Source organism: Pontibacter fetidus (assembly GCF_010119545.1).
Taxonomy (GTDB): Bacteria; Bacteroidota; Bacteroidia; order Cytophagales; family Hymenobacteraceae; genus Pontibacter; species Pontibacter fetidus.
In genome coordinates, this window is the sequence record NZ_JAAEAA010000016.1 from 48,754 (window position 1) to 73,169 (window position 24,416).

At 43.3% G+C, this 24,416-nt stretch carries 19 protein-coding genes and 2 tRNA genes; 17 read left to right on the forward strand and 4 right to left on the reverse strand.

The annotated features are described in order from the left end of the window. Window positions 1-89 precede the first annotated feature (89 nt). The 3 genes from GWO68_RS12880 to GWO68_RS12890 form a co-directional block, all read right to left on the reverse strand. Entirely contained in the window at window positions 90-584 is a 495-nt protein-coding gene (locus GWO68_RS12880) for a SixA phosphatase family protein (protein WP_162346865.1), read from the reverse strand. Between the two features lie 702 nt (window positions 585-1,286). Continuing rightward, a complete protein-coding gene (locus GWO68_RS12885; RefSeq protein ID WP_162346866.1) occupies window positions 1,287-3,785 on the reverse strand; it encodes an outer membrane beta-barrel family protein in 2,499 nt (832 codons plus the stop codon). Window positions 3,786-4,045: 260 nt separating this feature from the next. Next, the gene (locus tag GWO68_RS12890; RefSeq protein ID WP_162346867.1) at window positions 4,046-4,579 is read right to left on the reverse strand and encodes an RNA methyltransferase; all 534 of its coding nucleotides are present in this window, start codon (window positions 4,577-4,579) and stop codon (window positions 4,046-4,048) included. A gap of 450 nt (window positions 4,580-5,029) precedes the next feature. On the opposite strand from GWO68_RS12890, the gene mutS reads away from it, so the two are divergent. The 14 genes from mutS (at window position 5,030) to GWO68_RS12960 (ending at window position 19,990) form a co-directional block, all read left to right on the forward strand. After that, window positions 5,030-7,654: a DNA mismatch repair protein MutS gene (gene mutS / locus GWO68_RS12895; protein ID WP_235942060.1), complete on the forward strand. Its 2,625-nt coding sequence runs from the start codon at window positions 5,030-5,032 to the stop codon at window positions 7,652-7,654. Between the two features lie 17 nt (window positions 7,655-7,671). Next, on the forward strand, window positions 7,672-8,163 hold the full coding sequence (locus tag GWO68_RS12900; protein WP_235942061.1) for a GyrI-like domain-containing protein: 492 nt from the start codon (window positions 7,672-7,674) through the stop codon (window positions 8,161-8,163). 202 nt (window positions 8,164-8,365) lie between these two features. Further along, window positions 8,366-8,438, forward strand: a tRNA-Gly gene (locus tag GWO68_RS12905). An 82-nt stretch (window positions 8,439-8,520) separates the two neighbouring features. Then, a tRNA-Leu gene (locus GWO68_RS12910) sits at window positions 8,521-8,604 on the forward strand. Window positions 8,605-8,811: 207 nt separating this feature from the next. Beyond that, window positions 8,812-9,900, forward strand: coding sequence for a tyrosine-type recombinase/integrase (locus GWO68_RS18035; protein WP_162346868.1), 1,089 nt, complete (start codon window positions 8,812-8,814; stop codon window positions 9,898-9,900). Between the two features lie 54 nt (window positions 9,901-9,954). Further along, entirely contained in the window at window positions 9,955-10,818 is an 864-nt protein-coding gene (locus tag GWO68_RS12920; protein WP_162346869.1) for a hypothetical protein, read from the forward strand. 133 nt (window positions 10,819-10,951) lie between these two features. Next, the gene (locus GWO68_RS12925) at window positions 10,952-11,254 is read left to right on the forward strand and encodes a helix-turn-helix domain-containing protein (RefSeq protein WP_162346870.1); all 303 of its coding nucleotides are present in this window, start codon (window positions 10,952-10,954) and stop codon (window positions 11,252-11,254) included. Window positions 11,255-11,302: 48 nt separating this feature from the next. Further along, window positions 11,303-12,229 (forward strand): phage/plasmid replication domain-containing protein, encoded by a 927-nt coding sequence (locus GWO68_RS12930; protein ID WP_162346871.1) that lies wholly within the window; start codon window positions 11,303-11,305, stop codon window positions 12,227-12,229. 60 nt (window positions 12,230-12,289) lie between these two features. After that, window positions 12,290-12,604, forward strand: a complete 315-nt coding sequence (locus GWO68_RS12935; RefSeq protein WP_162346872.1) for a hypothetical protein — start codon at window positions 12,290-12,292, stop codon at window positions 12,602-12,604. Beyond that, window positions 12,601-12,867, forward strand: coding sequence for a hypothetical protein (locus tag GWO68_RS12940; RefSeq protein WP_162346873.1), 267 nt, complete (start codon window positions 12,601-12,603; stop codon window positions 12,865-12,867). The genes GWO68_RS12935 and GWO68_RS12940 overlap by 4 nt, the downstream gene beginning before the upstream one ends. Window positions 12,868-13,075: 208 nt before the next feature. Continuing rightward, complete coding sequence (locus GWO68_RS12945) at window positions 13,076-14,653, forward strand: type I restriction-modification system subunit M (RefSeq protein ID WP_162346874.1); 1,578 nt, start codon at window positions 13,076-13,078, stop codon at window positions 14,651-14,653. Window positions 14,654-14,655: 2 nt separating this feature from the next. Then, window positions 14,656-15,912 (forward strand): restriction endonuclease subunit S, encoded by a 1,257-nt coding sequence (locus GWO68_RS12950; RefSeq protein WP_162346875.1) that lies wholly within the window; start codon window positions 14,656-14,658, stop codon window positions 15,910-15,912. Between the two features lie 2 nt (window positions 15,913-15,914). Further along, entirely contained in the window at window positions 15,915-17,126 is a 1,212-nt protein-coding gene (locus tag GWO68_RS12955; protein ID WP_162346876.1) for a PDDEXK-like family protein, read from the forward strand. Next, window positions 17,126-19,990 (forward strand): type I restriction endonuclease subunit R, encoded by a 2,865-nt coding sequence (locus GWO68_RS12960; RefSeq protein ID WP_162346877.1) that lies wholly within the window; start codon window positions 17,126-17,128, stop codon window positions 19,988-19,990. Before GWO68_RS12955 ends, GWO68_RS12960 begins: the two co-directional genes overlap by 1 nt. A 93-nt stretch (window positions 19,991-20,083) precedes the next feature. Here GWO68_RS12960 and GWO68_RS12965 read toward each other — a convergent pair whose 3' ends face one another. Beyond that, a complete protein-coding gene (locus GWO68_RS12965; RefSeq protein WP_162346878.1) occupies window positions 20,084-21,874 on the reverse strand; it encodes a hypothetical protein in 1,791 nt (596 codons plus the stop codon). Between the two features lie 219 nt (window positions 21,875-22,093). Between GWO68_RS12965 and GWO68_RS12970 the strand changes: the two genes are divergently transcribed. The 3 genes from GWO68_RS12970 (at window position 22,094) to GWO68_RS12980 (ending at window position 24,401) form a co-directional block, all read left to right on the forward strand. Further along, entirely contained in the window at window positions 22,094-22,843 is a 750-nt protein-coding gene (locus tag GWO68_RS12970; protein ID WP_162346879.1) for a hypothetical protein, read from the forward strand. Window positions 22,844-23,098: 255 nt separating this feature from the next. Continuing rightward, window positions 23,099-23,500, forward strand: coding sequence for a hypothetical protein (locus tag GWO68_RS12975; protein ID WP_162346880.1), 402 nt, complete (start codon window positions 23,099-23,101; stop codon window positions 23,498-23,500). Between the two features lie 244 nt (window positions 23,501-23,744). Then, the gene (locus tag GWO68_RS12980; protein WP_162346881.1) at window positions 23,745-24,401 is read left to right on the forward strand and encodes a hypothetical protein; all 657 of its coding nucleotides are present in this window, start codon (window positions 23,745-23,747) and stop codon (window positions 24,399-24,401) included. The last annotated feature ends 15 nt before the right edge of the window (window positions 24,402-24,416 follow it).

Genomic DNA, 24,416 nt, shown 5'->3' on the forward strand with positions numbered 1-24,416 from the left:
CTGTTTAAATTGTGCTGCACGCTATAGGCAAGAATAAAATAACCTGGGCTAATGCAGTGTATAGGTCAGGTATAATGCAGACGGATGTCTTACTCGTAGTTTTTAGGGAAGTCGTAGAACAGGAACTCTGCGTTATCGCGGCTGATCTCGTACCAGCTTTCGCAGTTAAAGGCAAGCGCAACTACACCGGCCGTAGGTATACTGCCTACCACCTCTGGCGACAGCATGTTGGCAAACTCTGTAAGCGCTTCGTTATGGCCTATCAGCATCACGGTTTCATACTCAACGGGTGTTTCCTGTACTACTTCTAAAAGCGTGTTTTTATCGCCACCATAAATGCGGTCGTCAATTGTGATATCATCCGGGTCGTAACCCAGCTCTTTACCTACCAGTGTAGCCGTAGAAATGGCACGCACCGCCGGGCTCGATATGATCAGTTCAGGCGATACGCCTCGCGAAGAAAGTTCACGCCCTATCAGTGGGGCATCGTTACGGCCGCGTTTGTTTAAGGGTCTGTCGTGGTCGCTCAGTTCTTCAAATTCCCAGCTCGACTTGGCGTGCCTCAGGATATATAATGTCTTCATGGGGTCAAAAATCAATCAAACCAGTAGCATATTCAGAAGTTGCTATGGTTCTGTGTCTTTACTGAAACTATGTTAAAATAGTTGTGGGCGCGGTGTTGTATTGTTATTTGGGAGTTAGGAGAAATCTGTGCTCTATAATTGCCAGTCCTGACACGTGCGCAGTTCCTGCTAGCGTCTAATAGCTATAGTTACAGTTTGTCATTTCGACGTTAGGAGAAATCTAAGCTCTACAGTTTAATTTTTCTTAAGCTATGCTTTCAAATTTCCTCTAATCCTGGGAGCTTTACTTGCCTATCGTTTCAATCTGGCTTTGGTGCCCTCACGGCCGGGAGGCCCCGCCTTCGGGCATCGCGCTGCTGCCTTCTTGCTATCCTCGTTCCTCGGATTGGCTCACGCCACCGCAACAAGTCAAAGGCGCTCAACCCAAAGACTGTGATCTTTCTACTATTGACCTGTAGCTATAGTTTGAAACGGTAAGCTTCGACGTTGATCATGGCTGTAGTTTCGTAGGGACAGGTCGTGACCTGTCCGCCCTTGACATGTAACTATAGAAATACAACTTCAACCATAGCTATAGCAGAAAGTCCCCCTTTGAAGGGGGCAGGGGGATGTTAAACAGCAACTATAAAACTATAGCCCTAACAATAGCTATAGCAGAAACTCCCTCTCCTTTTCAAAAGAAGAGGGCTGGGCGGGTAAATTCTAAAACTCATCTTCATCTCCACCACCTTGCTCATCCTGGTTCTGGCGGCGGTTACGCTGGTTATCTTCGCTGTTAAGGCGGTAGGTAAAGCCCAGGTAAATGATGCGGCTTTGACGGCGGTTCTCACTTTCAGTTCTGAACTCAGGTCCGAAGCTCAGGAAGTTGAACTGGCGGGTATTGAACAAGTCCGATACACGAAGCGATATAGTTCCGTTTTTCTTCCATACATCTTTCTTAACACCCAGGTCAGTGCTGAACATCTGCTCCATACGGCCCTGTATATCGGCGGTGGGGGCACGGTAAAAGGCCGATAACTGAATGTCCATATCTTTCCAGACGGTCATGGTAGAGTTTAACTTGGAGTTCCAGCTTATTTGAGAGCTGCTTAGCTCTGTGTCGTTTTGCGTAGTGTTAAGCTCAGTCCGGAAACCTGAGATGCTGCCGTTTAATTTCCACCAGTTGGTAACCGGGTAGTTAACGCCTAGCTCCACTCCATAAGATGTATTGCTGGCCAGGTTTAGAAATGTGATTTCATTTGCAGGTACTTCACGTTCTACTTCATTCCCTTCTTCATCCATCTGTGTAATGGTAATGGTAGTAGGTGTTCTGAAGCGCTCGATCTCGTCGGTGGTGTGGCGGTAAAATGCAGTGCTGTTGAGCGAGGCGTTACCAAAATAGCGCAGGTAGCCCAGCTCCAGCGAGTTCACAAATTCGGGCTTCAGTTTAGGGTTGCCATACTGAATGTTATAGATATCGGAACGGTCGACGAAGGGGTTCAGGAAACGGCTGCGCGGGCGGTTTATGCGGCGACTATAGCTGAACTGCACCTTGTTGTTATCGTCGAAATCGTTAGTGATGAACAAGGTCGGGAACAGGCTAAAGTAGTTGTTGTCGGATATCAGGTTTTGGGTACGCTGGTCTGATGTGGTATAGGTCTGTTCGGCGCGCAAGCCAAGCTGGTAGCTTATCGTTTTATACTTGTTGTTATAGTTGGCATACAAGGCGTGCACCTGCTCGTCGTATACAAAGTGGTTGCTCAGCTCGCGGTCGTAAACCAGTTGGCCAGTGGTGTTATCCAGGTTAAAAAAGCGGGAATCTTCGTCCAGGCGCTCAAAGGTGCTCCTGAAACCGGCTTCCAGATTGCTGCTTTCGGATATCGGGTGCACGTAATCGGCATTTGCGACAAACTCATAGTTACCGTCATCTACCAAGGTTTCCTGCACTTCCGGCAAATCAGCTGAGGCTAAATCACTTTCCCTGAAACGGCTTATCTCATCATCTACATTCGTATTAAAAACCACATCAGCTGTCAGCTCCTGCCCTTTGCGGTCAAAGGTCTGTCGATAACCCAGGGTCAGGCCCATGGCTTTCTCGTCTTCCTGGTCGGTTGTGTTGCGGATGCTGGCGCTACGTTGTATGCGGTTCTCATCCAGGAAACTATAGTTTATCGTATTGCGGCCTTCGTCCTGACCAAAACGGTATAAAGCAGAGCCCGACAACGTTATTTTAGGATTGAGGTAATAATCTGCGCCAAACCGGAAATTGTGCGATACGTCGGTGCTGTTGCGTTTGGCGTGTTGCAAGCGGTAACTGGTGCTGTCTATAGTTCGGTCTAATGTATCGAGGTAATAGTTTGTGGTAAAGCTATTGCTGGTGCCTGGCCTGGTGCGCTGCCTGTAATCATAACCACCATTTAACGACCATTTAAAGTATCTATAGTTTAGGTTTAGCGATGTGTTATAGTTGTCGTAAGTGCCGGCCGTAACCGAAGCAGAGCCATGAAAACCGGGCTTCTTCTCTTTCTTCATCACCAGGTTAATGATGCCGGATGTGCCCTCGGGGTTATACTTGGATGACGGGTTGGTGATGAGTTCGATGCTTTCGATCAGGTTGGCCGGAATCTGGTCCAGGGTAAGGTTACTAAGTGCCGAGCGTTTGCCATCTATCAGTATCGTTACATTTTGGCTGCCGCGCATGCTCACGTTGCCGTCTATATCCACGGTTACGGAGGGCAGGTTTTGCATTACTTCGGCCACAGAGCCACTTTGCGCTGCAATGTCTTTGCTTACGTTTACTACTTTTTTATCGAGGTCGTACTGCACCAGTTCTCGCTCGGCGGTTACCTGTACTTCACCAAGTTGGGTAGAGGTAGGGCTGATAACTATAGTACCAAGCGATACAGTTGGGGAGGCGGCAGTAATGTTAATGTTAGGTACAAACTTAGCAGGATAGCCTACCATAGAGGCCCGGAGCATAAAACGGCCTTCGGGTACGCGTTCCAGTATAAATTTACCTTCTATATCAGAGGTAGCGCCAGTAACCAGGCTCGAGTCGCGGGCCGAAAGCAGCACCACATTCGCGAAACCGACCGGCGTTTTAGAAACGGCATCTTGTAACGTGCCTGATATTTTGCCTGAAGGTGTAGTTTGTGCCGACAAAGCAGCCGGAAGAGTCAGGAAAGTGAGGAGAAATAATGATCTGTAAAAACTCGTTAGCATACATCAGTTAGTCTATTCGTTAAATTTTTAACGCGCTTCAGGGTGAGATCGTGTTTCAGAACAGCTCAGGATGGTTTCCGGATGATAGCTGGCCCGGTGCATCAGGTTGGGACAGGCAGCAGAAACATGTAAGTAGGACAAACAAAACCCGTATAGGTTTAACGAAAATCAGGGAGGTGCAGCGAATAAACTATAAAAGCAGCAAGCCCGGCAAACTATACCGAACCTGCTGCTTTCTAAAATTACCTATAGTTTGCGCTCTATTGCGCCATCGTTTTGCTTAAAAAATCCCAAACCACCACACCCGTAGCCACCGAAATATTTAGCGAATGCTTGGTGCCAAACTGCGGAATTTCCAGCACAAAATCAGAGTTGTTGATCACGTTCTGCTCTACACCAAAAACCTCGTTGCCCATTACAAGGGCATAATGCTGGCCGGGCTCGGGAGTAAATTCATTCAGTTTCAAACTGTTCTCAGCCTGCTCCACCGAGCCAATCTTATAGTTCTGTTCTTTTAGTTTCAACACCAGCTCCAGCGTATCAGACACATGTTCCCATTCCACAGACTCCGTGGCACCTAAAGCAGTTTTTTCAATGTCGCGATGGGGAGGTGTGCCGGTAATGCCGCACAGGTATATTTTCTCTACCATAAACGCATCGGCCGTCCGGAATACAGACCCCACATTATTCAGGCTCCGAACATTGTCGAGCACCAAAACTAACGGTATTTTTTTCTTATTTTTGAATTCTTCAACCGACGCACGGTTAAGTTCATCCATCGACAGTTTGCGCATTTATTTTGTTGACAAAGGACTGTTACACTAAAGACAAAAGAACTATAGTTGTTTTGCCACTACAAAGGTCAGGCTGTTTTCCCGGAAATCAAACTTATAGTTTGTTTTGAATTGTTGATGGGTTAATGTCTGGAGGGTTGATTCGTTTTGAAGTTATTCCGGATTACAAATCCGAAATTATATCCTTGCTGTTTCGGATTTCTTAATCCGAAACTATAACTGGAGCGGATTTCCTAATCCGCGTTTAAAACACTAGGATTAGGAAATCCCCAACAGAGTGCTTCCGGACTAGGAAGTCTGGAAGAGCAAAATTCCCTTCCTCGGAGGGGCAGGGCTGGGTAAACATTCCCGAACTTAAAAGAAAGAAGAAGATCAGCTGTAAACTATAAATGATGTTGATGGACCAGTATCAACCATTTAACTATACAGCCATTTAACAATTATAAAGGTATGAAAGCAGAGAGCACCGTAACCCCGTTGATGAAACAGTACAACGCTATAAAAGCGAAGCATCCGGGGGCGTTACTGCTGTTCAGGGTGGGGGATTTTTACGAAACCTTTGGCGAAGATGCCATCAAGGCTAGTAAGATACTAGATATCGTGTTAACCAAGCGTGGCGCAGGCTCCCCTTCCGAAACAGCGTTGGCTGGTTTCCCGCATCACTCCCTGGATACCTACCTGCCAAAACTGGTGCGTGCCGGCGAGCGCGTAGCTATCTGCGACCAGCTCGAAGACCCGAAATCTGTTAAAGGCATTGTAAAGCGTGGCGTAACTGAGCTGGTAACACCGGGCGTGTCTTTTAACGACCAGGTGTTGGAGCGCCGCAGCAACAATTACCTGGCAGCTGTACATTTTGGTAAAGCGGAGATAGGTGTTTCTTTCCTGGATGTATCTACGGGCGAATTTATTACCGCGCAAGGTGACCGAAACTATATCGGGAAGCTGCTGCAGAGCCTAGCACCTTCTGAAGTATTATTCTGCAAACGCGAAAAAGAAACTTTTACCGAACGCTACGGCCCTGATTTCAGATACTTTGCCCTGGAAGAATGGGTTTTCAACTATGATTTTGCCTACGAGTCGCTGACCCGGCAGTTTGGTACTGCTTCGCTGAAAGGGTTTGGCATTGAAGGCATGGTAGAGGGCATTATTTCGGCAGGAGCTATCCTGCATTACCTGTCCGAAACGCAGCACAAAGAGATCAGTCACATTGCCACCATCTCCCGCTTGGAAGAAGATAAGTATGTATGGCTGGATAGATTTACCATCCGTAACCTGGAACTGGTTTTCCCGCAGCACCAGGAAGGCGTGCCGTTGATACAGGTACTTGACCAGACCGTAACCCCAATGGGTGCGCGCCTGCTCAAAAAATGGGTAGTATTGCCCTTAAAAGATGTTGCCCAGATAAAACGCCGCTTAGATACCGTAGAAGCCCTGACCCAGCACCGCGAACTGCTGACTGAACTTACTACGCACCTGAAGCAGATAAACGACCTGGAGCGCCTGATCTCGAAAGTGGCGGTGCGGCGTGTAAACCCTCGTGAGCTGGTACAACTGGCAAAAGCCCTGGATGCTATAGTTCCGATACAGGCTGCACTGGCGCTAAGTAATATCACCGCGTTACAGAAACTTGCCGCCCAGCTTACCCCCTGTGATGGCCTGCGCGAAGAGATCAAAAACATCCTGAAGCCCGAGCCGCCCATGCTCACCAACCAGGGCAACATGATTAACGACGGCATTGATGCAGAACTGGATGATCTGCGTGCTATAGCTTTCTCCGGTAAAGATTACCTGGCACAACTGCAGCGACGCGAAGTACAAAATACTGGCATCAGTTCTCTTAAAATTGCTTACAACAAAGTTTTCGGCTATTACCTGGAGGTCAGCAACGCGCATAAAGATAAAGTGCCGGCCACCTGGATACGCAAGCAGACGCTGGTAAATGCCGAGCGCTACATTACCGAAGAACTGAAGACCTACGAAGAGAAAATCCTGAATGCCGAAGACCGCATCTATAGTATAGAATTTGGCCTCTACAACGAGCTGGTGCTGCATGCTTTGGATTATGTGGCCCAGGTTCAGCAGAATGCGAAGGTTATCGGTGTAATCGACTGCCTGAGCTCGTTTGCAACTATAGCCTTAGCCAACAACTATACCAAGCCCGAGGTAAGCGATAGCCACATACTGGATATCAAAAAAGGGCGCCATCCGGTCATCGAAAAGCAGTTGCCCTTAGGCGAAAGCTACGTGCCAAACGATATTTTCCTGGATAACGAAACTCAGCAGGTCATCATCATTACTGGTCCGAACATGGCCGGTAAAAGTGCTTTGCTACGCCAAACGGCCCTTATAGTGCTGATGGCCCAGATCGGTTGTTTTGTTCCCGCTGAGGCCGCCAGCATTGGCATTATTGATAAGATATTTACCCGCGTAGGTGCATCGGATAACCTGTCGAAAGGCGAGTCTACGTTTATGGTGGAGATGACCGAAACAGCCAGCATTCTGAATAACCTGTCGGATAGGAGTTTGGTGCTGATGGATGAGATTGGCCGTGGTACGAGTACGTATGATGGTATTTCGATTGCCTGGGCTATAGTTGAGCATCTGCATAACCATCCGAAGTTTAAAGGTAAAACGCTCTTTGCTACCCACTACCACGAGCTTAACCAACTGGCCGAAGAACTGCCGCGCGTGAAAAACTATAATGTGTCGGTAAGAGAAGCCGGTGGCAAGATATTATTTATGCGTAAGCTGGTAGAAGGTGGCAGCGAGCACAGCTTTGGTATACATGTGGCCCAGATGGCCGGTATGCCGAACAGCGTAGTGTTGCGCGCCGACGAGATCATGCATCACCTGGAAAAAGAAAAAGTATCGGAACAGGCACCGCAACAGAAAATGAAGTCGGCTCCGAAAAACAACTTCCAGTTGAGCATGTTTGAGGCCGCCGACCCGCAACTCCTACGCGCCAAAGAACTGCTGGACCAACTCGATATTAATACTATTACACCAGTAGAAGCCCTGCTAAAATTGAACGAACTAAAAGGCCTGCTGAAAGAAAAAGGAGAAACCGTTCGCTAAAACAGGAAACTATAGCTATGATGCATAAACCCGAAATACGGATGTGTGGCGAAAAAAAGTTGGTCGGCATGCAAATCCAAACATCTATGGCCGAAGATAACACTGTAGCCATGTGGCAACGGTTTATGCCCAGGCGTAACGAGATCAGCAATAAGGTAAATGAGTTACTATATTCGGTACAGGTATTTACTGGCGGCTTAGAACTGGAAGAGTTTACCCCTAAAACAGTTTTCGAGAAATGGGCCGGTGTAGAGGTTTCCGGCTTTAAGGAAATACCAGAAGGCATGCATACATTTATATTACCTTCTGGCCTTTATGCTGTTTTCAATTATAAAGGTCCGACGAGTGCGTTTTATGAAGCAGCCCAATACATTTATGGCTCTTGGCTTCCGGAGTCGGTATACAAACTGGATGACAGGCCGCATTTTGATGTAATGGGCGAAAAGTACCTGGGGCCAAATAACCCTGAATCGGAAGAAGAAATATGGATTCCGGTAAAACTGCGGTAGAAAGTATAGCCAGAGGCACATTTTAAACTATAAAATCAGGTGTCGGAAAAATATTATGAAATTTTTCTTCCTGAAAATCAGCTTAAAACGCTAAAACCAAAGATTTTTTTTACACAGGCTATTGACAAGTGGATTTTTGTCTATATCTTTGTATCACTAAATCGCTGGGACGGAAACGAAAAGCGAAATAGTAAGACTAAAAGCGGGAGTAGCTCAGTTGGTAGAGCGCGACCTTGCCAAGGTCGAGGTCGCGAGTTCGAACCTCGTCTCCCGCTCAAAAAAAGGCAGATAAAGACGTTGTGTTAAACAACGTCTTTGTTTTTTAAAGTCACCCTTCGGATGTCGTCCGGATGGCTTGCCGGGATGGTGGAACTGGTAGACACGCAAGACTTAAAATCTTGTGAGCGCAAGCTCGTGCGGGTTCGATTCCCGCTCCTGGTACTCTTGCCCCTATATAGGGAAAACAAAAGAAAGTAAAAACCCGCTTAAATTTAGTTTTAAGCGGGTTTTTGCGTTTTCAGCCCTTCCTTGTTTTCCCTTTTTTAGCCCTTGTTTTGTTACTTTTTGTTACTCATTTGTTACTCGATTATTTTCAATTATCGTTTAATATGTTATATTTGATAACAAAGGAATACAAAAGAGCAGCAAGTGAAAAAGAAAGCCCCCAAAGAACCTGTCAGGCTCAGAGAAAAAAAGCTGAGCAACGGCAACCTCAGCCTGTACCTGGATTATTACCAAGCAGGGAAAAGGCAATATGAGTTCCTGAAGCTTTATTTGATCGCCAAACCTAAGAATACCTTAGACAGGCAATCCAATCAGACAACGTTGGAGCTTGCCAACCGGATAAAGGCCAAGCGTACGGAAGAGGTTTACCTGGGCACATTCGACCTGAAAGGCAAGAATCAGGGGGCTGCTGACTTTGTGCAGTATTATCAGGCGTATGTGAAGGCTTACGCCAAGTCAGACTACAATACGATGGCTGCCTGTTTTAAGCGGTTTAAAGACTTTCTGAAGGACACTTATGCAAAAGAGCGCCTGCTCTGCAAAGAGCTAACCCCGAATCTCATACTTGGCTTCAAGGATTATCTGGAATCCAAGCAGACGGGGGAAGGACCACAGACCTATTTCAGCCGCTTTAAGAAAGTGGTCAAGCATGGCATACGGGAAAATTTGTTCCCACATTACCCGCTCCCCGAGAACGTAAAATTCAAAGGCAGTGGCATGAACAAAGGCATCCTGAGTTTAGACGAGATAAGCACCTTGGCCAAAACCCAATGTGGGAACGACACTATCAAACGCGCTTTTCTTTTCGCCTGCAACACAGGCTTACGGTTCGGGGATATAAAAGCCCTGCAATGGCAGGATATTAATGGTACTGAGCTTGCTATCAAACAAAATAAAACCCAGCAGATCCACCGCCTAAGATTAAACCAAAATGCTTTAAAGTTGATAGGAGAGCGGAATAGTGCTAAGGAACTGGTGTTTGTTTTGCCCTCATTTGAAGGTTCAGTGAAAACAATTAACAATTGGGCAAAAAGGGCAGGCATTGATAAGCGAATTACCTGGCACAGCGCCCGACATTCCTTTGCTACCAACATACTTTTATTGGGGTATGATATTAAGACCCTATCTCAGTTGTTGGGGCACACTTCTATCCAGCATACACAGAAGTACCTTACCATTGCAGATGAGCGGAAAGTCCAGGCTGTTAATGCATTGCCTGACCTAGATTTTTAAGGATTATTCATTCGAAATGAGCAAGTATTAGGACACCTGATTTAAACATTAGTTATGATCAAATATACTTACCAAGCTTGGCGAGAAGGAAAATCCTTGCCACCAGATTTAACGCGTTTGGTTTTCTTTAGTGAACTAACTGAAGAAGATTATATTAGAATTAGTGGAGAGCAGCATAAAGCTTTTAAGTATGTTGTCGAGAGCGAGCTAAAGCAGAGGATAGAACGTTTTCTGTATAAGTTTGATGAGACAGCATTAAAAAGCCACCAAATAGAACTTGAGATTTTAGGACAGGAAGAAGGATTAGCTAAGAAAAAAGAGCAATTTCCTGATGCTTATGATATAGCTGCTTCAAACCATTTAAAGGTGGGTGAGGGGCTAACTTATAAGGAAATACAAAAGATTTACAGTAAGGATAATAAGGAAAGTGAGTTTGTTCTGGCTATCAATTGTATTGACTCCCCTCTCAGGTTAATCGTAGATTTGGAATTTCTTCAGTGGTTAAAGTGGCTGCATAAGAAAGAGAAGAAAGCTGAAGATGTATTATTCAGTAAGTTTTATGAAAATGCTTGCGATTCCAATCATGGAGACATTTTAGAGAATAATAACTGGTCTAGTTTATTTAAAGATCCGACCGAAGCTGATAAAATACTCGATCTTATAGCAGAGCACCTCTCCAGTTCAGGTCAATGGCTAACAGAGCCTAAGGGAAGGTACATGGTTGCCTTATGCACAGAGCTGGAGTATAAGGGCTATTTTAAGAATACAAGTAATACTGTAAAAGCCAGCAGCTTCAATGCTCAGTTCGGCTTATCTCTAAATCAGAAGAACTTCCAGCCTAACCGGAGAGGAGATGCTGATTTTTATAGAGAAAATTTTAGTTGCATACCTCCTTACAAGCCGAAGAAGCGTGTTTGAGTTGTTCCATTTGTTCCTTTTTTGTTCCATTGGAACAAATGGAACAACTTCTTTTCCCGCCTTTACAATCTTTGCTCTTGTTAACAATTAAAGGATTGGCCAATCCATTTCTTCAACCTACAAAACAAAAGAAATGGAATTACAAGAGCTGGAGCAAAGGCTACTAAACATTGAGTCCCTGCTTCTTTCCCAAAAAACGGTATTAAACTTCGATGAGGCAGCCGCCTATACCGGCTTATCAAAGAGTTACTTGTACAAGCTGACTTCTTCAGCGCGAATACCACATTTCAAACCTCAGGGTAAGCATATTTACTTTAATAAGCTGGAGGTGGATATGTGGCTACAGCGGAACCCAACGAAGCCAATAGACGGTGCTGATATAGAAGAACAGGCAGAGACCTATATCACCCTGAAACGAATGGGAGGCTTGCGATGATGAAGCTATATAGTAAGAAGTCTCTAATGACAGTTTTTGTCAAGAGCTATGTACGATACATTGCATCTTAGGCTACGGAAAGAGGTGGTTGGAGATGATATGTTTTATTGCCTTCCGATCCTGAGTAATATAGCAGAAACAACATGGAAAGATGGCCGAATTTACATTACAGGAAATATCGGTAATTGCCTTGTGAGTATTTCTGAAAATGGGATGAGCATCAAAGGCAGCCTGTCAAAATTCTATCTAGGATCCAATCTCTATACTTTAACCAGAAAGGATACTAAACTAGCTTTTGAACTGATGGCGGATACCCTGCATCTTCCGATTCACCGTGCAGTTGTCTCCAGATTGGATATCGGTCTGAACCTAGAGACTCAGTATACGCCAGAACTTTATTACCGCTACCTGGGGCCTTCCAACTATTACAAACGGTTGACTCAGCCTCAAAGCATTACCTATCAGAATAAGCGCCGCAGTAAGAAGTTTTATAATAAGGCAGCAGAATGTAGAAGTACAGGGGTTGTACTTCCACTTTTATACCAAGACAAGAATCTGCTAAGGTATGAAGTGAGCTACCTGCAGCGACTGCGGAGCCAGTTTAAAATAGGCGTTATAACACCGGACACCCTTACAAATGAGCCTTTTTACTTTAAACTTATCGACTGTTGGGTTAATGAATATGAATCCATTAACAAAGTAAAATCAATAAGCATGAACACGAATCATATCAGAACTCCTAAAGATTATTTAAGGCAAGTTGCAGCTATGGCCATCTTAGAGCAAGGAATCGACTCACATTTGGATTATGTAGACTTGCTTAAGAATCAAAACAAGTTCAAGAAAGTCGAATATTACTCCAGGCTGAGGCGTGATATTAGAAAACTTGCAGCAACCAAGATCTCGTGCGATATGCCCGAGTTGATACAGGAATTAAATCAGAAAGTAGATCAGGCAAGATTACACTTCAACTAAACGCTTTGCTGTATTAGAACTGCTTTTAAAAAGAACAAAAATTTACAAAATGTCAAAATCATGGGACTAAAGAAAGGCATGACCAACAACCCCGGCGGCCGACCGCTAGGGACAGTCAACAAAGTAACTAGAAGTTTAAGGGAGCGCATCAATGCTTTCTTGGAAGATAACTTCATCTTAATCGAAGAAGATTTTAAGCTCCTTGACTCGAAGGAGAGAACCATTTTCTACACGAAGCTGCTAGCTTTTGGGCTTCCCACTTTAAAAGCCATCGACTATACCAATAGTATCAATAGCAAGCTAGAGGGTTTATCAGATGAGCAACTAAACATGATGATCGAAGCAGTATTAAATGATACAAGTGATGAGTTATGAAAGTATTAGACGTAAATAGCCCTGAACACAGGGCCTTTGTGATTGAGGCAATTAAAAGTAAAGAAGCTTATCTGCTAAGGCAGCTAAAGTTTGCCTCAAAGTCTGGGCTATCACAATTGCTTCTTTTAGAATCCACTCTTGATGCCCTGATGTTCTCAAGCTGGGAAGAGGAAAACCCTGACCAATATGTGATTTTTACAGATAAACCGTTTTATGAGTTTTTGGTCCGTGTGACGACTGAAGCCTATGGCTCTCCAGAATAGTTGTAATTGGATTTATTTTTTATGTATTAAAATAAGAGAGGTTACCCCGTGGCCTCTCTTATTTTATAGGTGCTGTATATCAGTAGGTTGATGTCGATCTGTAGTTATAGTTAAATTTAAACTTGTTGTAAGTATATGAGTTTTACTATCTTGTTACATCTTGTAAGATTTACCATACAAGTATCTGGATTTACCTTCTATATTACCCATGTCTGAAAACCACAAACGCCAATTAGAACAACAACTCTGGAACATCGCCAACACCCTGCGCGGCAAAATGGACGCTGACGAGTTCCGGGATTATATACTGGGCTTTATCTTCTACAAATACCTGTCTGAGAAGATGGAGCTGTATGCTAACAAGATACTAGCCGAGGACGGCATTAAGTATGCCGACATAAACGAAAACACCGAAGAAGGGCAGGAATACCTGGAGGCCATTAAAGAAGAAGCGCTTACCAGCCTGGGTTATTTCCTGAAGCCGGCGGAGCTGTTTAAGGAACTGGCCCGCAAAGGCAACTCCAACAGCAAAGAAGAAGGCGTGAGCAACTTTATACTGGATGAGCTGACGCAGGTGCTCAAGCACATTGAGCAGAGCACGATGGGCACCGAGAGCGAAGACGACTTTAACAAGCTATTCGAGGACCTGGATTTGACATCCACCAAGCTGGGCCGTACCGAAGCTGCCAAGAACGATTTGATTGCCAAAGTGCTGGGCCACCTGGATAAGATAGACTTTAAGCTGGAAGATACAGAAGCCGACGTGCTGGGCGATGCCTACGAGTACCTGATCGGGCAGTTTGCGAGCGGCGCGGGCAAGAAAGCGGGTGAATTTTATACCCCACAGGAAGTGTCGAAGGTGCTGGCCAAGCTGGTGACTACCGGAAAAACCAAGCTAAAATCGGTGTATGACCCTACCTGCGGCTCGGGCTCTTTGCTGTTGCGCGTGGCCAAGGAAGTAGACGAAGTTTCTAACTTTTACGGACAGGAGCTGAACCGCACCACTTACAACCTGGCGCGCATGAACATGATCCTGCACGACGTGCACTTCCAGAAGTTCGACATACGGCAGGAAGACACGCTGGAGCACCCACAGCACCTGGAGCAGCGCTTCGAGGCGATAGTTGCCAATCCGCCGTTCTCGGCAAACTGGAGTGCCAGCCCGCTGCATTTGTCCGACGACCGCTTTAGCCAGTACGGCAAGCTGGCCCCGAGCTCTAAAGCCGACTTTGCCTTTGTGCAGCATATGGTACACCACCTGGCTGATAACGGAGCTATGGCAGTGGTGCTGCCGCATGGTGTGCTGTTCAGGGGCGGAGCCGAAGGGCATATACGCCAGTACCTGATCGAGGACCGCAACTACCTGGACGCCGTGATCGGACTTCCAGCCAACATTTTCTACGGTACTAGCATTCCTACCTGCATCCTAGTGTTTAAGAAATGCCGCGAGCAGAACGACAATATCCTGTTTATAGATGCCAGTCAGTATTACGAGAAGGCCAAAACGCAGTGCTACCTGCGCGACATCGATATTGAAAAGATCATTACGACGTACCGCGAGCGCAAACCCGAGTTCAAGTATAGCCATGTGGCCAGCCTGCAGGAGATTCGCGACAACGACTATAATCTGAACATTCCGCGCTACGTGGACACCTTTGAAGAGGAAGAATCTATAGACCTGAACGAAGTAGCTACCGCACTTGCCCAACTGGAAGACGAGATGCAAAGTACTGACCAAACTATAGCCGCGTTTTGCGCCGAGTTAGGTATAGCTAAACCTTTTTAACTATGGAAGCAACAGCAGAAATAACAGCAGCCGTGAAGAACGTACCCGCTCTTCGCTTTCCTGAGTTCGAGGGGAAGTGGAAAGAAGGGAAGTTAAAAGGTCTGATTAAATCTATAGATTCAGGATGGAGTCCACAATGTGAAGCCGTTCCTGCTGAAACAGATGAGTGGGGTGTTCTTAAAACAACTTCTGTAGTTTGGGATGGATTTAATGAAAACGAAAATAAGAGACTACCTGATCATTTAGAGCCTAGAGAGGAAATACAAGTAAGGGTAAACGATATTTTGATAACACGTGCTGGTCCTACAAATAGAGTAGGGGTAACAGTTCACGTAGATAAAATTCGCCCAAAACTTATGCTTTCTGATAAGATCGTTAGACTCAGAACTAATGATGAAAATAACTCAAAGTTTATTGCGATCTCTTTAGCTAGTGATCGTGCACAAAAGCAGTTGATGAGTAAGTCAAGCGGGCTAGCTACTTCACAGACAAATATCTCGCAAAGTATAATACTCAATACTAAGCTAATTTATCCTGCTAAAGAAGAGCAGCAAAAAATAGCTTCATTCTTAACTGTTGTTGATGGTAAGATTCAGCAGTTAAGCAAGAAGAAGGAGCTGTTGGAGAAGTATAAAAAAGGGGTGATGCAGCAGATCTTCTCTCAGCAGATCCGCTTCAAGGATGACAACGGTAATGACTTTCCTGAGTGGGAGGAGAAAAGGCTAGAGAAATATATAACACATAAGTCCGAGCGAAATAGAGATGGTAAAGTTGAACTAGTACTTAGTGTTAGTAATAAAAAGGGTTTCATCACACAAGACGAACAGTTTGACGGTTATGCAGTTGCAAGTAAAGATTTGTCTAACTATAAAGTTGTTGAAAGAAACGATATAGCTTATAACCCTTCTAGAATAAACGTAGGTTCTATTGCCCGACTAACCAATTTTGACAAAGGTATTGTGAGCCCTATGTATGTTGTGTTCTCACTTAAAGAAGGTTTGAGTATACCTTATTTTGAGTTTTTATACGACACATTTTTATTTAAACATCTAATAAAAGTTAGTTGCTCAGGTAGTGTTCGTGATACCTTGAATTTTGAGGACTTATGTAGTTTTAAGCTAAGATTTCCTTCAACGGACGAGCAAAATAAAATAGCCAAATTCTTAACTTCAATAGACAACAAAATAAACTATACTTCTAAACAACTGGAACAGGCGCAGCAATTCAAGAAAGGCTTGCTGCAGCAAATGTTTGTGTAAAAATGGTAAGCGCGGAGAAACTAAGCAATCTACTAGATGGCACCAAAAGGATAATAGCCCACCAAAAGGAGCTAGCAGAACTGCGTGGCGAAACATTTAATGTTTTCTCTATACTTAAGATGGAGCGCCTGGAGAACAGTACCCATTCCGCTTTTTTAACAGAGCTTTTAAATCCAGATGGCACGCACCTAAAGGGCAACATATTTTTGAAGCTTTTCCTGGATACACTTGAGGATGTACCCCTAACACTCAACCTGAATACCACGAATGTAAAGCCAGAGCATCATATAGGTGCCCGCAACGTGGATACTAAATACGGAGGCAGGATTGATATTTATATCTGTGATAGTTTAAACAACAGTATCTCTATAGAGAACAAGATAGATGCTGGCGACCAGGAGGCTCAAATAGAGCGCTACTATAATCACAACAAAGGCAAAAACACAGTGCTATACCTAACTTTACATGGCTCCGATCCATCAAACGGAAGCAAAGGAGCGTTGGAGTCTGGCACAGATTTTCATAACATATCATACCGCAAACACATCCTTGAGTGGCTGGATAAGTGTTTAAAAGAAGCAGCTGATTCCCCAATCCTTCGCGAAACTATAAAGCAATACAAGATCCTTATCCAAAAGCTTACTGCAACTATGGCTGAGAAACAAACACAGCAACTAACCAACCTGATGCTCTCACATTATAAAGAGGCAGAGTATATTGCTTCAAACTTTAACAGGGTTACTATAGAAATAAGAGAAGAGATCAGGCAAAGTGTTATTAAAAAACTACAGGAACACGTTGGAGCTAGCTATACTATTACTGCCCAGAATGCTTATAACAAGCCTTATACGCTTATTTGGATTAAGCTAAAAGGGATGGAGGATAAACCAATATTCTTTATTGTAGAGACTTTTAGTGGATTACCACAAGGGCATTTTGGTGGCGCATTGTTCATAGGTACAGTTGATGTTGGTAAGGATGAAAGTGAGTTTATGAGAAATAACGATCATTATATTCACAGATGGTATAACGCATATAAGTTAAATGATTTTGAGCAGGATGAGCTGAAGCTTAGCAATTCAGATTTACTTCAGAAAATCAATTCTGATAGTATTTTCAAGAGTAATCTTGTGGAGCATATAGTAAACGAAATAGAAACTTATCTAGCCCGAGAAACTGATAAGGTGCGGTTTTACCTAAACAAGTTAAGTTAATGGGAACACAACCGGAGCAGGTACTTGAAGACAACCTGGTAAAACAGCTGCAGGGGCTGGGCTATAGTTACGTTGCGATAAAAGACGAGCAGGCCCTGCTAGCCAACCTGAAAACGCAGCTGGAAAAGCACAACCAGGTATCGCTGACGGAAAAGGAATTTGAGCGCGTGCTTAACCACTTGAACAAAGGCAACGTGTTCGACCGCGCCAAAGTGCTCCGCGATAAAATGCAGCTCACCAAGGACGATGGCACGAGCGTGTACCTGGAGTTTCTGCAGCAGGAGCATTGGTGCCAGAATTTGTTTCAGGTAACCCAGCAGGTAACTATAGATGGCACCTACAAAAACCGCTACGACGTAACGCTGCTGGTAAACGGCCTGCCGCTGGTGCAGATCGAGTTGAAGCGCCGCGGTCTGGAACTGAAAGAAGCTTTTAACCAGGTAAACCGCTACCACCGCCATTCCTTCGGGGCATCGCATGGCCTGTTCCAGTATGTGCAGCTATTTGTGATCAGCAACGGCGTAAACACCAAGTACTACGCCAACAACCGCCGCCAGTCGTTTAAGCAAACCTTCTATTGGGCTGATACCAACAATAAGCTCATCACCCAGCTCGAAGCCTTTACCAAAGCGTTCCTGGAACCCTGCCACCTGGCCAAAATGGTGACCAAGTACATTGTGCTCAACGAGACGCACAAGATCCTGATGGTGCTGCGCCCGTACCAGTACTACGCCACCGAAGCCATCATCGATAAGGTAAAGAACTCGGATAAGAACGGCTATATCTGGCACACCACCGGCTCGGGCAAAACGCTCACGTCCTTTAAAGCCAGCCAACTGCTCATGCAGCTGCCCAAGGTACACAAAGTAGTGTTTGTAGTAGACCGCAAGGACCTGGATTACCAGACCACCAAAGAGTTCAACAGCTTTTCGGCAGGAAGTATCGACGGCACCGACGATACTCGCGCCCTGGTCGGCCAGCTTTCCGGCAACACCAAACTCATCGTTACCACTATACAGAAGTTAAACAATGCCATCGGCAGCGCCCGTTTTTCCGGCAAACTGGAAAAGCTACGGGAAGAGCGCGTGGTGTTTATTTTTGACGAGTGCCACCGCAGCCAGTTCGGCGAAACGCACAACCGCATCAAAAGCTTCTTTACCAAAGCCCAGCTGTTCGGCTTTACGGGCACCCCGATCTTTGCTGAGAACGTGATCAAAAACGACCTGGGCAAGCGCACCACCCGCGATTTGTTCGACGAGTGCCTGCACAAATACCTGATAACCGATGCCATCAAAGACGAAAACGTGCTTAAGTTCTCGGTAGAGTATGTGGGCAGGTACAGGGAGAAAGCAGGCAGCAATACCGAGATTGATATAGAAGTAGAAGACATTGACACCAAAGAGCTGTTGGAAGCCCCGCAGCGCCTGGAAAAGATCGTAGACTACATCATCGAGCACCACCCGCGCAAAACCCACGGCAAAGAGTTTACCGGCATGTTCTGCGTGAGCAGCGTGGATGTACTTATCCGCTATTACGAGCTGTTCCAGAAGCGCAAAACCGAAGGCAAACACAACCTAAAAATAGCCACTATCTTCAGCTACGCGTCCAACGAAGAAGACAAAGGCGCCACCGGCGATTACATGCTCGAAGACGAAGAGATTTCCGTAGCCGCCGAGCCAACTATAGCCTATACCGCCAACAGCCACACCCGCGAGAAACTGGATGCGTTTATCGTGGACTATAACACCCTATTCAACACCAAGTTCTCTACCAAAGACAGCCAGTCGTTCTACAACTACTACAACGACATCTCGAAGCGGGTAAAGAACAAGGAAATAGACCTGCTGCTGGTCGTAAACATGTACCTGACCGGCTTTGACTCTCCGCCGCTGAGCACATTGTATGTAGACAAGAACCTGAAATACCACGGCCTGATCCAAGCCTACAGCCGCACCAACAGGCTTTATACCGAGCAGAAGTCACAGGGTAACATCGTGGTGTTCCGTAACCTGAAACAAGCCACGGATGATGCCATTGCGCTGTTCTCTAACAAGGATGCCAAAGACATTATCCTGGTAGAGCCTTACGAGGACTATGTAACTAAATTCAACATTGCTTTTGCCGAGCTGCTAAAAATAGCGCCTACGGTAGGTAGTGTGGACAGCCTGCCAAGCGAAGAAGAAGAGCTGGAGTTTGTAAAAGCCTTCCGCGAATTGATGCGCCTGAAAAACGTGCTTACCACTTTCGCTGACTTCAGTTTTGATCACCTGGCCATGTCCGCGCAGAGCTTTGAAGACTATAAAAGCAAGTACCTGGACCTGTATGATAAGGTTAAAACAGGCACCGCCAAAGAGAAAGAATCGATACTGGATGATGTGGACTTTGAGCTGGAACTGATCCACCGCGACGAGATCAACGTGGCCTACATCCTGAAGCTACTAGCCAAGCTCAACACTGCCAGCGAAGAAGATAAAGAGCGCCAGAAAAAAGCCATCCTGGATACGCTTACAGGCGAAGCCACCCTGCGCAGTAAACGCGAGCTTATCCGCAAGTTCATCGAAGAGAACCTGCCGCGCATCGAAGATATAGACGACATACCGGAACAGTTCGAAAACTTCTGGGCCCGGGAGCAAATGGCCGCCTTCGAGAAGATGAGCAAAGAAGAACAGCTCGATCCTGTAAAGCTACAAGCCGTGCTGGGTAATTACCTTTTCACCGAACGCACACCCTTAAGAGATGAAGTACTGGGCATGCTGCCTGCCAAGCCGAAACTGCTGGAACGCAAGCCGATTGCCGAACGCATTACAGCTAAGATGTTAAGCTTTGTCGAGACGTTTATCAGTGGGATGGGGGCGAGGTTATAGAAATGTTTTAAAATAAATAATGCTTCCTCAATCATCCTAATTAAAAAATTAATGGATGATTGAGGAAGCATTATTTTTCTACCTACAGTAGTACTAGTGTAGGATTTGTGTAGGATTATTGATTTTTAAGAATTCTTCAAGTTTACTGTTTTTCAAAGATCCTAAAATTATCTCCTGGGCTATAAAATAATCCTCAATTGTTACTTTGCCATCATTATCTAAATCAACATTATTTTCTGCCATAAAATCTAAGATAGAATTCAAGATGAATGTTAAATAGTATTTTATGTGTGAGATATGAACGTATATACCATTCTTTATTGCAGCATTATGTACAATCTCATTTCTGATTCTATATAGACGTGTAATGTTTGATGTTATATTATGTTGATGCTTTATAAGAACCTCATTGATTTTATTAGGCTCCTCATACCATTTCTGAAAGAAATTTGTCCTAAACTTTAATAATTCACTTTCACTATTTACAATTACATCTCTATATGATTTATGTAATAACAAATAGTTTAAATTGTCATCGTAGTTACTTATGTGCCCGTTGATTTCTTGTCTACTTAGAGCCTTATGGTAATCAAAGAGATTTCTTTTAACATATATCAGGCTATGACATTTAGGAAAGTATTTTCTTATTCTATCTATAGTCTTTTCAGCGCTATTGGTTGTTGTAAATATATATTCTAGCCCAATCCAATAGTTCAACAATTTTGTTTCCAATTCAGGAGATTCGCTTCCAGTCCTATAATACCTTATTGCACTTAATATCTTATTATAACTTTCTGAACCAATATTATTCTGCTCAATCTTTTTAATTTTTATTAAAAGATTTTCGAATATACTTGCATCACTTCTAAAATAACCATCTATCTGGAAGTTGCTTGGGAAAGTAGATGCTTTTTGGGGCTCATTCTCACCTATTACAGCGCAACGTTCATCAATCCTAAATATATGTTTGCTGAAGCCTAGATGATAGATATCAAGATCCTTTGAAACCCTATTAAGAGCTATTTCAATTGCTTTAAAATAGTCTTTGGTATGAATCTTAATATAGATCAAGTTCTCACCTTTATGTTTTTCTAAGTATTCATTTACTTGATTGGAGGTTTTCTTTTCGATTGCTTTTCGAAATTTCTTAGTTATTAATCCATAAGAATTATCAATTTTATAGAATTCCTGAAATTGAAAAGTTGAGCCTTTTATATTAAAGACAACAGTAAATTCTTCATCTGCTTTTTGTGCTAACTCTTTATAAATGTTAAATCTCTCTTCGAAGGACTTACTATGGCCTTTTTTCCTTACAAATACGATTTGAAATAAATTATATAAGTACTGTTTAGTATAGCCCTTATTAATAAGTTCAACAAATAAATGATTGGTAAAAACTACAATCTTCTTCCGTAATGAGAAAAAGTCACTCTCCTTAATCGTCAATGCTCCTTCAGAGTCAATTAATGAATCATAAGAATTCATTAAATTATTTACTTCGTCAAATAAATGAGCATCATAGCCTAAATTATCCTTTAAAATAAGCTTACTTGATTGAATTAAAAGCTTGTAGTTGTTTCTATCTGCTTTATTTAATATTTCTAGATAATGTTTTTTGTTAATTTGTTTATATAACAATCCATCGTTGTTATCTTCTAAAGCTTGTTTTAATTCCTTACTTGTAGATTCGACATAGTCATTATTAGTTAAGATACCTGATATTGACGAATAAGTAACCTGAATTAATTCTTCAATAAGGGTCTTAGGATTATGTAATCTTAACCTAAAGCTGTCTATAGTATTTCTATATAAAAGTTCTATTCCTTTCTCTATAAATAATTTTTGAAAAGGGTTTACAGAATAGTCTAGATTAATCTTTTGCATTTGTATTACGTATACCTTACCTTTGTGTAAAGGTAGTATAAAAATAGCCTAAAGATACAGAATGGGGCTCGGGAATTGACCTCTACTGTTTTTGCAGTAAGTTTTTTCTCGTTCCCCTAAGTAATTTGAGACCGAATTTAATTATTCGGTCTTTTTTTATGGCTTAAATTTAAATTTTTACCCTCTTATTGTGTATTATTCAAGCCCTAAATATCTAAAATGAAGCATACCGCAACTACATTAAAAGCTCAAGAAAAGCTAATGAACCTATCTGGATATCCAGTCGAGATAGTAACTATGAAAGAGTTTGCTATTTCGAGCGGATTGTTAAATGTAGAAAGTTATTTAGGGGTTCATTACTTCGATGGAGAGCAACATATTATAGGTGTTAATTCAGAAAAGCCTGAAACAAATGAAAGTACATTTGTTCATGAATGTATTCATGCAATTCTTGATATAGAAGGTTTTCCTAAAGTAAAAATTGACTATAAAGGTTCCGAGGATATAACCATAAATAAGAACTGTGACTTGCTAGCAGCTTTCTTGTCTTCTGCAATTCAACATCCTGAAGTCTATAGGAGAATGGACAAGGAGTTTAATATTGATATGCGGAATTATTTTCAAGGTCTTTTAATTCAGAAAAAAAGTAGATTAACTAAAAAGGATTCTGTTTCCCAAGGGGGCTTAGATGCAGTGCTTAGTAATCAACAGGATATTATTGATGGGTTTGAATATTTCTTTTACTCAGAAAACGAACAGAAGGAAATTTTAGATCTTTTTAAGAAGGTATCTCCGAGTGCATTTGATTTTTTACAAGGAATTAGAAAGAAGTCAAAGCTAGACTTCTATTCTCCAAGTAAAGCAAGAGTATCAGCTTTGGATTTTTTTGAAAGAATAAAAAAATATGGCGAGAAAAAAGCAGGTCAATCCCTTAATACAATGTTTTGGGATAAAATTTCAATAGAGTAACCCGCTTTAGGCCTTTTAATAATCAGTCTATCTACATTTATTTGTTACTATTTTGTTACTATTTAAAAAATCGTTGCTGCATGTTGTTGATATTCAATGATATAAGGTAATGGTTTAATACACGCTCCTGGTACACTTAAAAGCCCCTGTAACTATTAAGTTGCAGGGGCTTTTTTGTTTTTGGAGTAACGTACATTATAGTTTTAGGTAATTGTTCGTACAGCTATCAAGTAAATAGGTTTTAACACGAGGAAAATGATCTTATACAGTGGGTTGATTACGTTAGAATATAATCCTGCAACGGACATATTAGAAACTACAATGCCTGATGCTTCGCAGTTTACGTTACCTGAGGTGCGTTTATGTTTGGATCTTATCATCTCCCACATCCGCAATTACCACATCAGTAAAGCTCTTTTTGATTCTCGCCATACACAACTGGATATGGGAGAGAAGGAAGACGAATACAAAGCGATGGCAGCGCAGTTTGGGAAAGAATTAATGGATACCCACATCCGTAAAATTGCCCGCTTAGCCTTAACAGATAGGAACCGAGAAGAACAGGGTAAAAAGCTACAACAGGTAACAAAACAAACTATCGATATCGGAACCTTCAACAACTATAAAGAGGCATTAAAGTGGTTGGAAATGGAATAGCTATCAGCCAGTTTGTTTAATTAAGTGGCCTCATTCGCAGACTTAAAACATATTTGCTTACAATGGCTTTTAATTACTTGTTAAGTGTGATTAATAAGGTGCATCTTAGCCATCAAAACAGCTTCTTTCCAGAGCGGTTTAAATTTCATATTCTTCTTGCCCTTTAAACTATTCTCTCCGTACACGTACAGAGTATAGCATTTATAGTATAGATAGGCCCTTCCCTTTTGTAGTTGGTAATTTTATGATCAGGCTAGTTTTTATTCTGGCACTTTGTGCGGTCAGTGTTGGTGCGGTGGCGCAGAGGAGTTTTCCTGTACAGCACCACGTGTATGTTGGTGGTGGTATTGCTGTAGCGCCTGAAAGTTTGGCTGGTATCGAAAGTGCCGATAACAAGGGATATGTAGAGAATGGACCGGTCGTAGCGCTTAACTATCTGGCAAAGTTGCATCGTTACGTCGGTATTGGTGCCACGTTGGGTCATAGCCGCAATAACCTGAACGCTGTAGCGGTAGCAAGCTCATTTTCTTCAGCTACAACCGTAAAAACTGAACCTTATGCGCTTACTTACCTGATGGCTGATGTATATGGCATGTTGCCTGTAAAGCAATGGCAGTTTTATGTAAGAGGCAGCGCAGGAAGTATATTGCCAACTGGCTGGGAAATGTACATTACAAATGATGTAGGTAGCGGCACCGTAAAAAGCGGACAACACTTTGTGCCTGCTTACGCCACCGCTGCTGGGGTAACCTATAGTTTAGGGAGAATAGACCTTGGTGTAGAGTCAAACCTGCTGGCCTCAGAGCCTGAATTTGAAGTGCAGATCAGCAAGTCTGTCAGTTACCGGAAGCAATGGCTTTCAGCTTTTAACCATACCATTAAAACAGGTTACCGCTTCTAAGGTATAACTATAGAT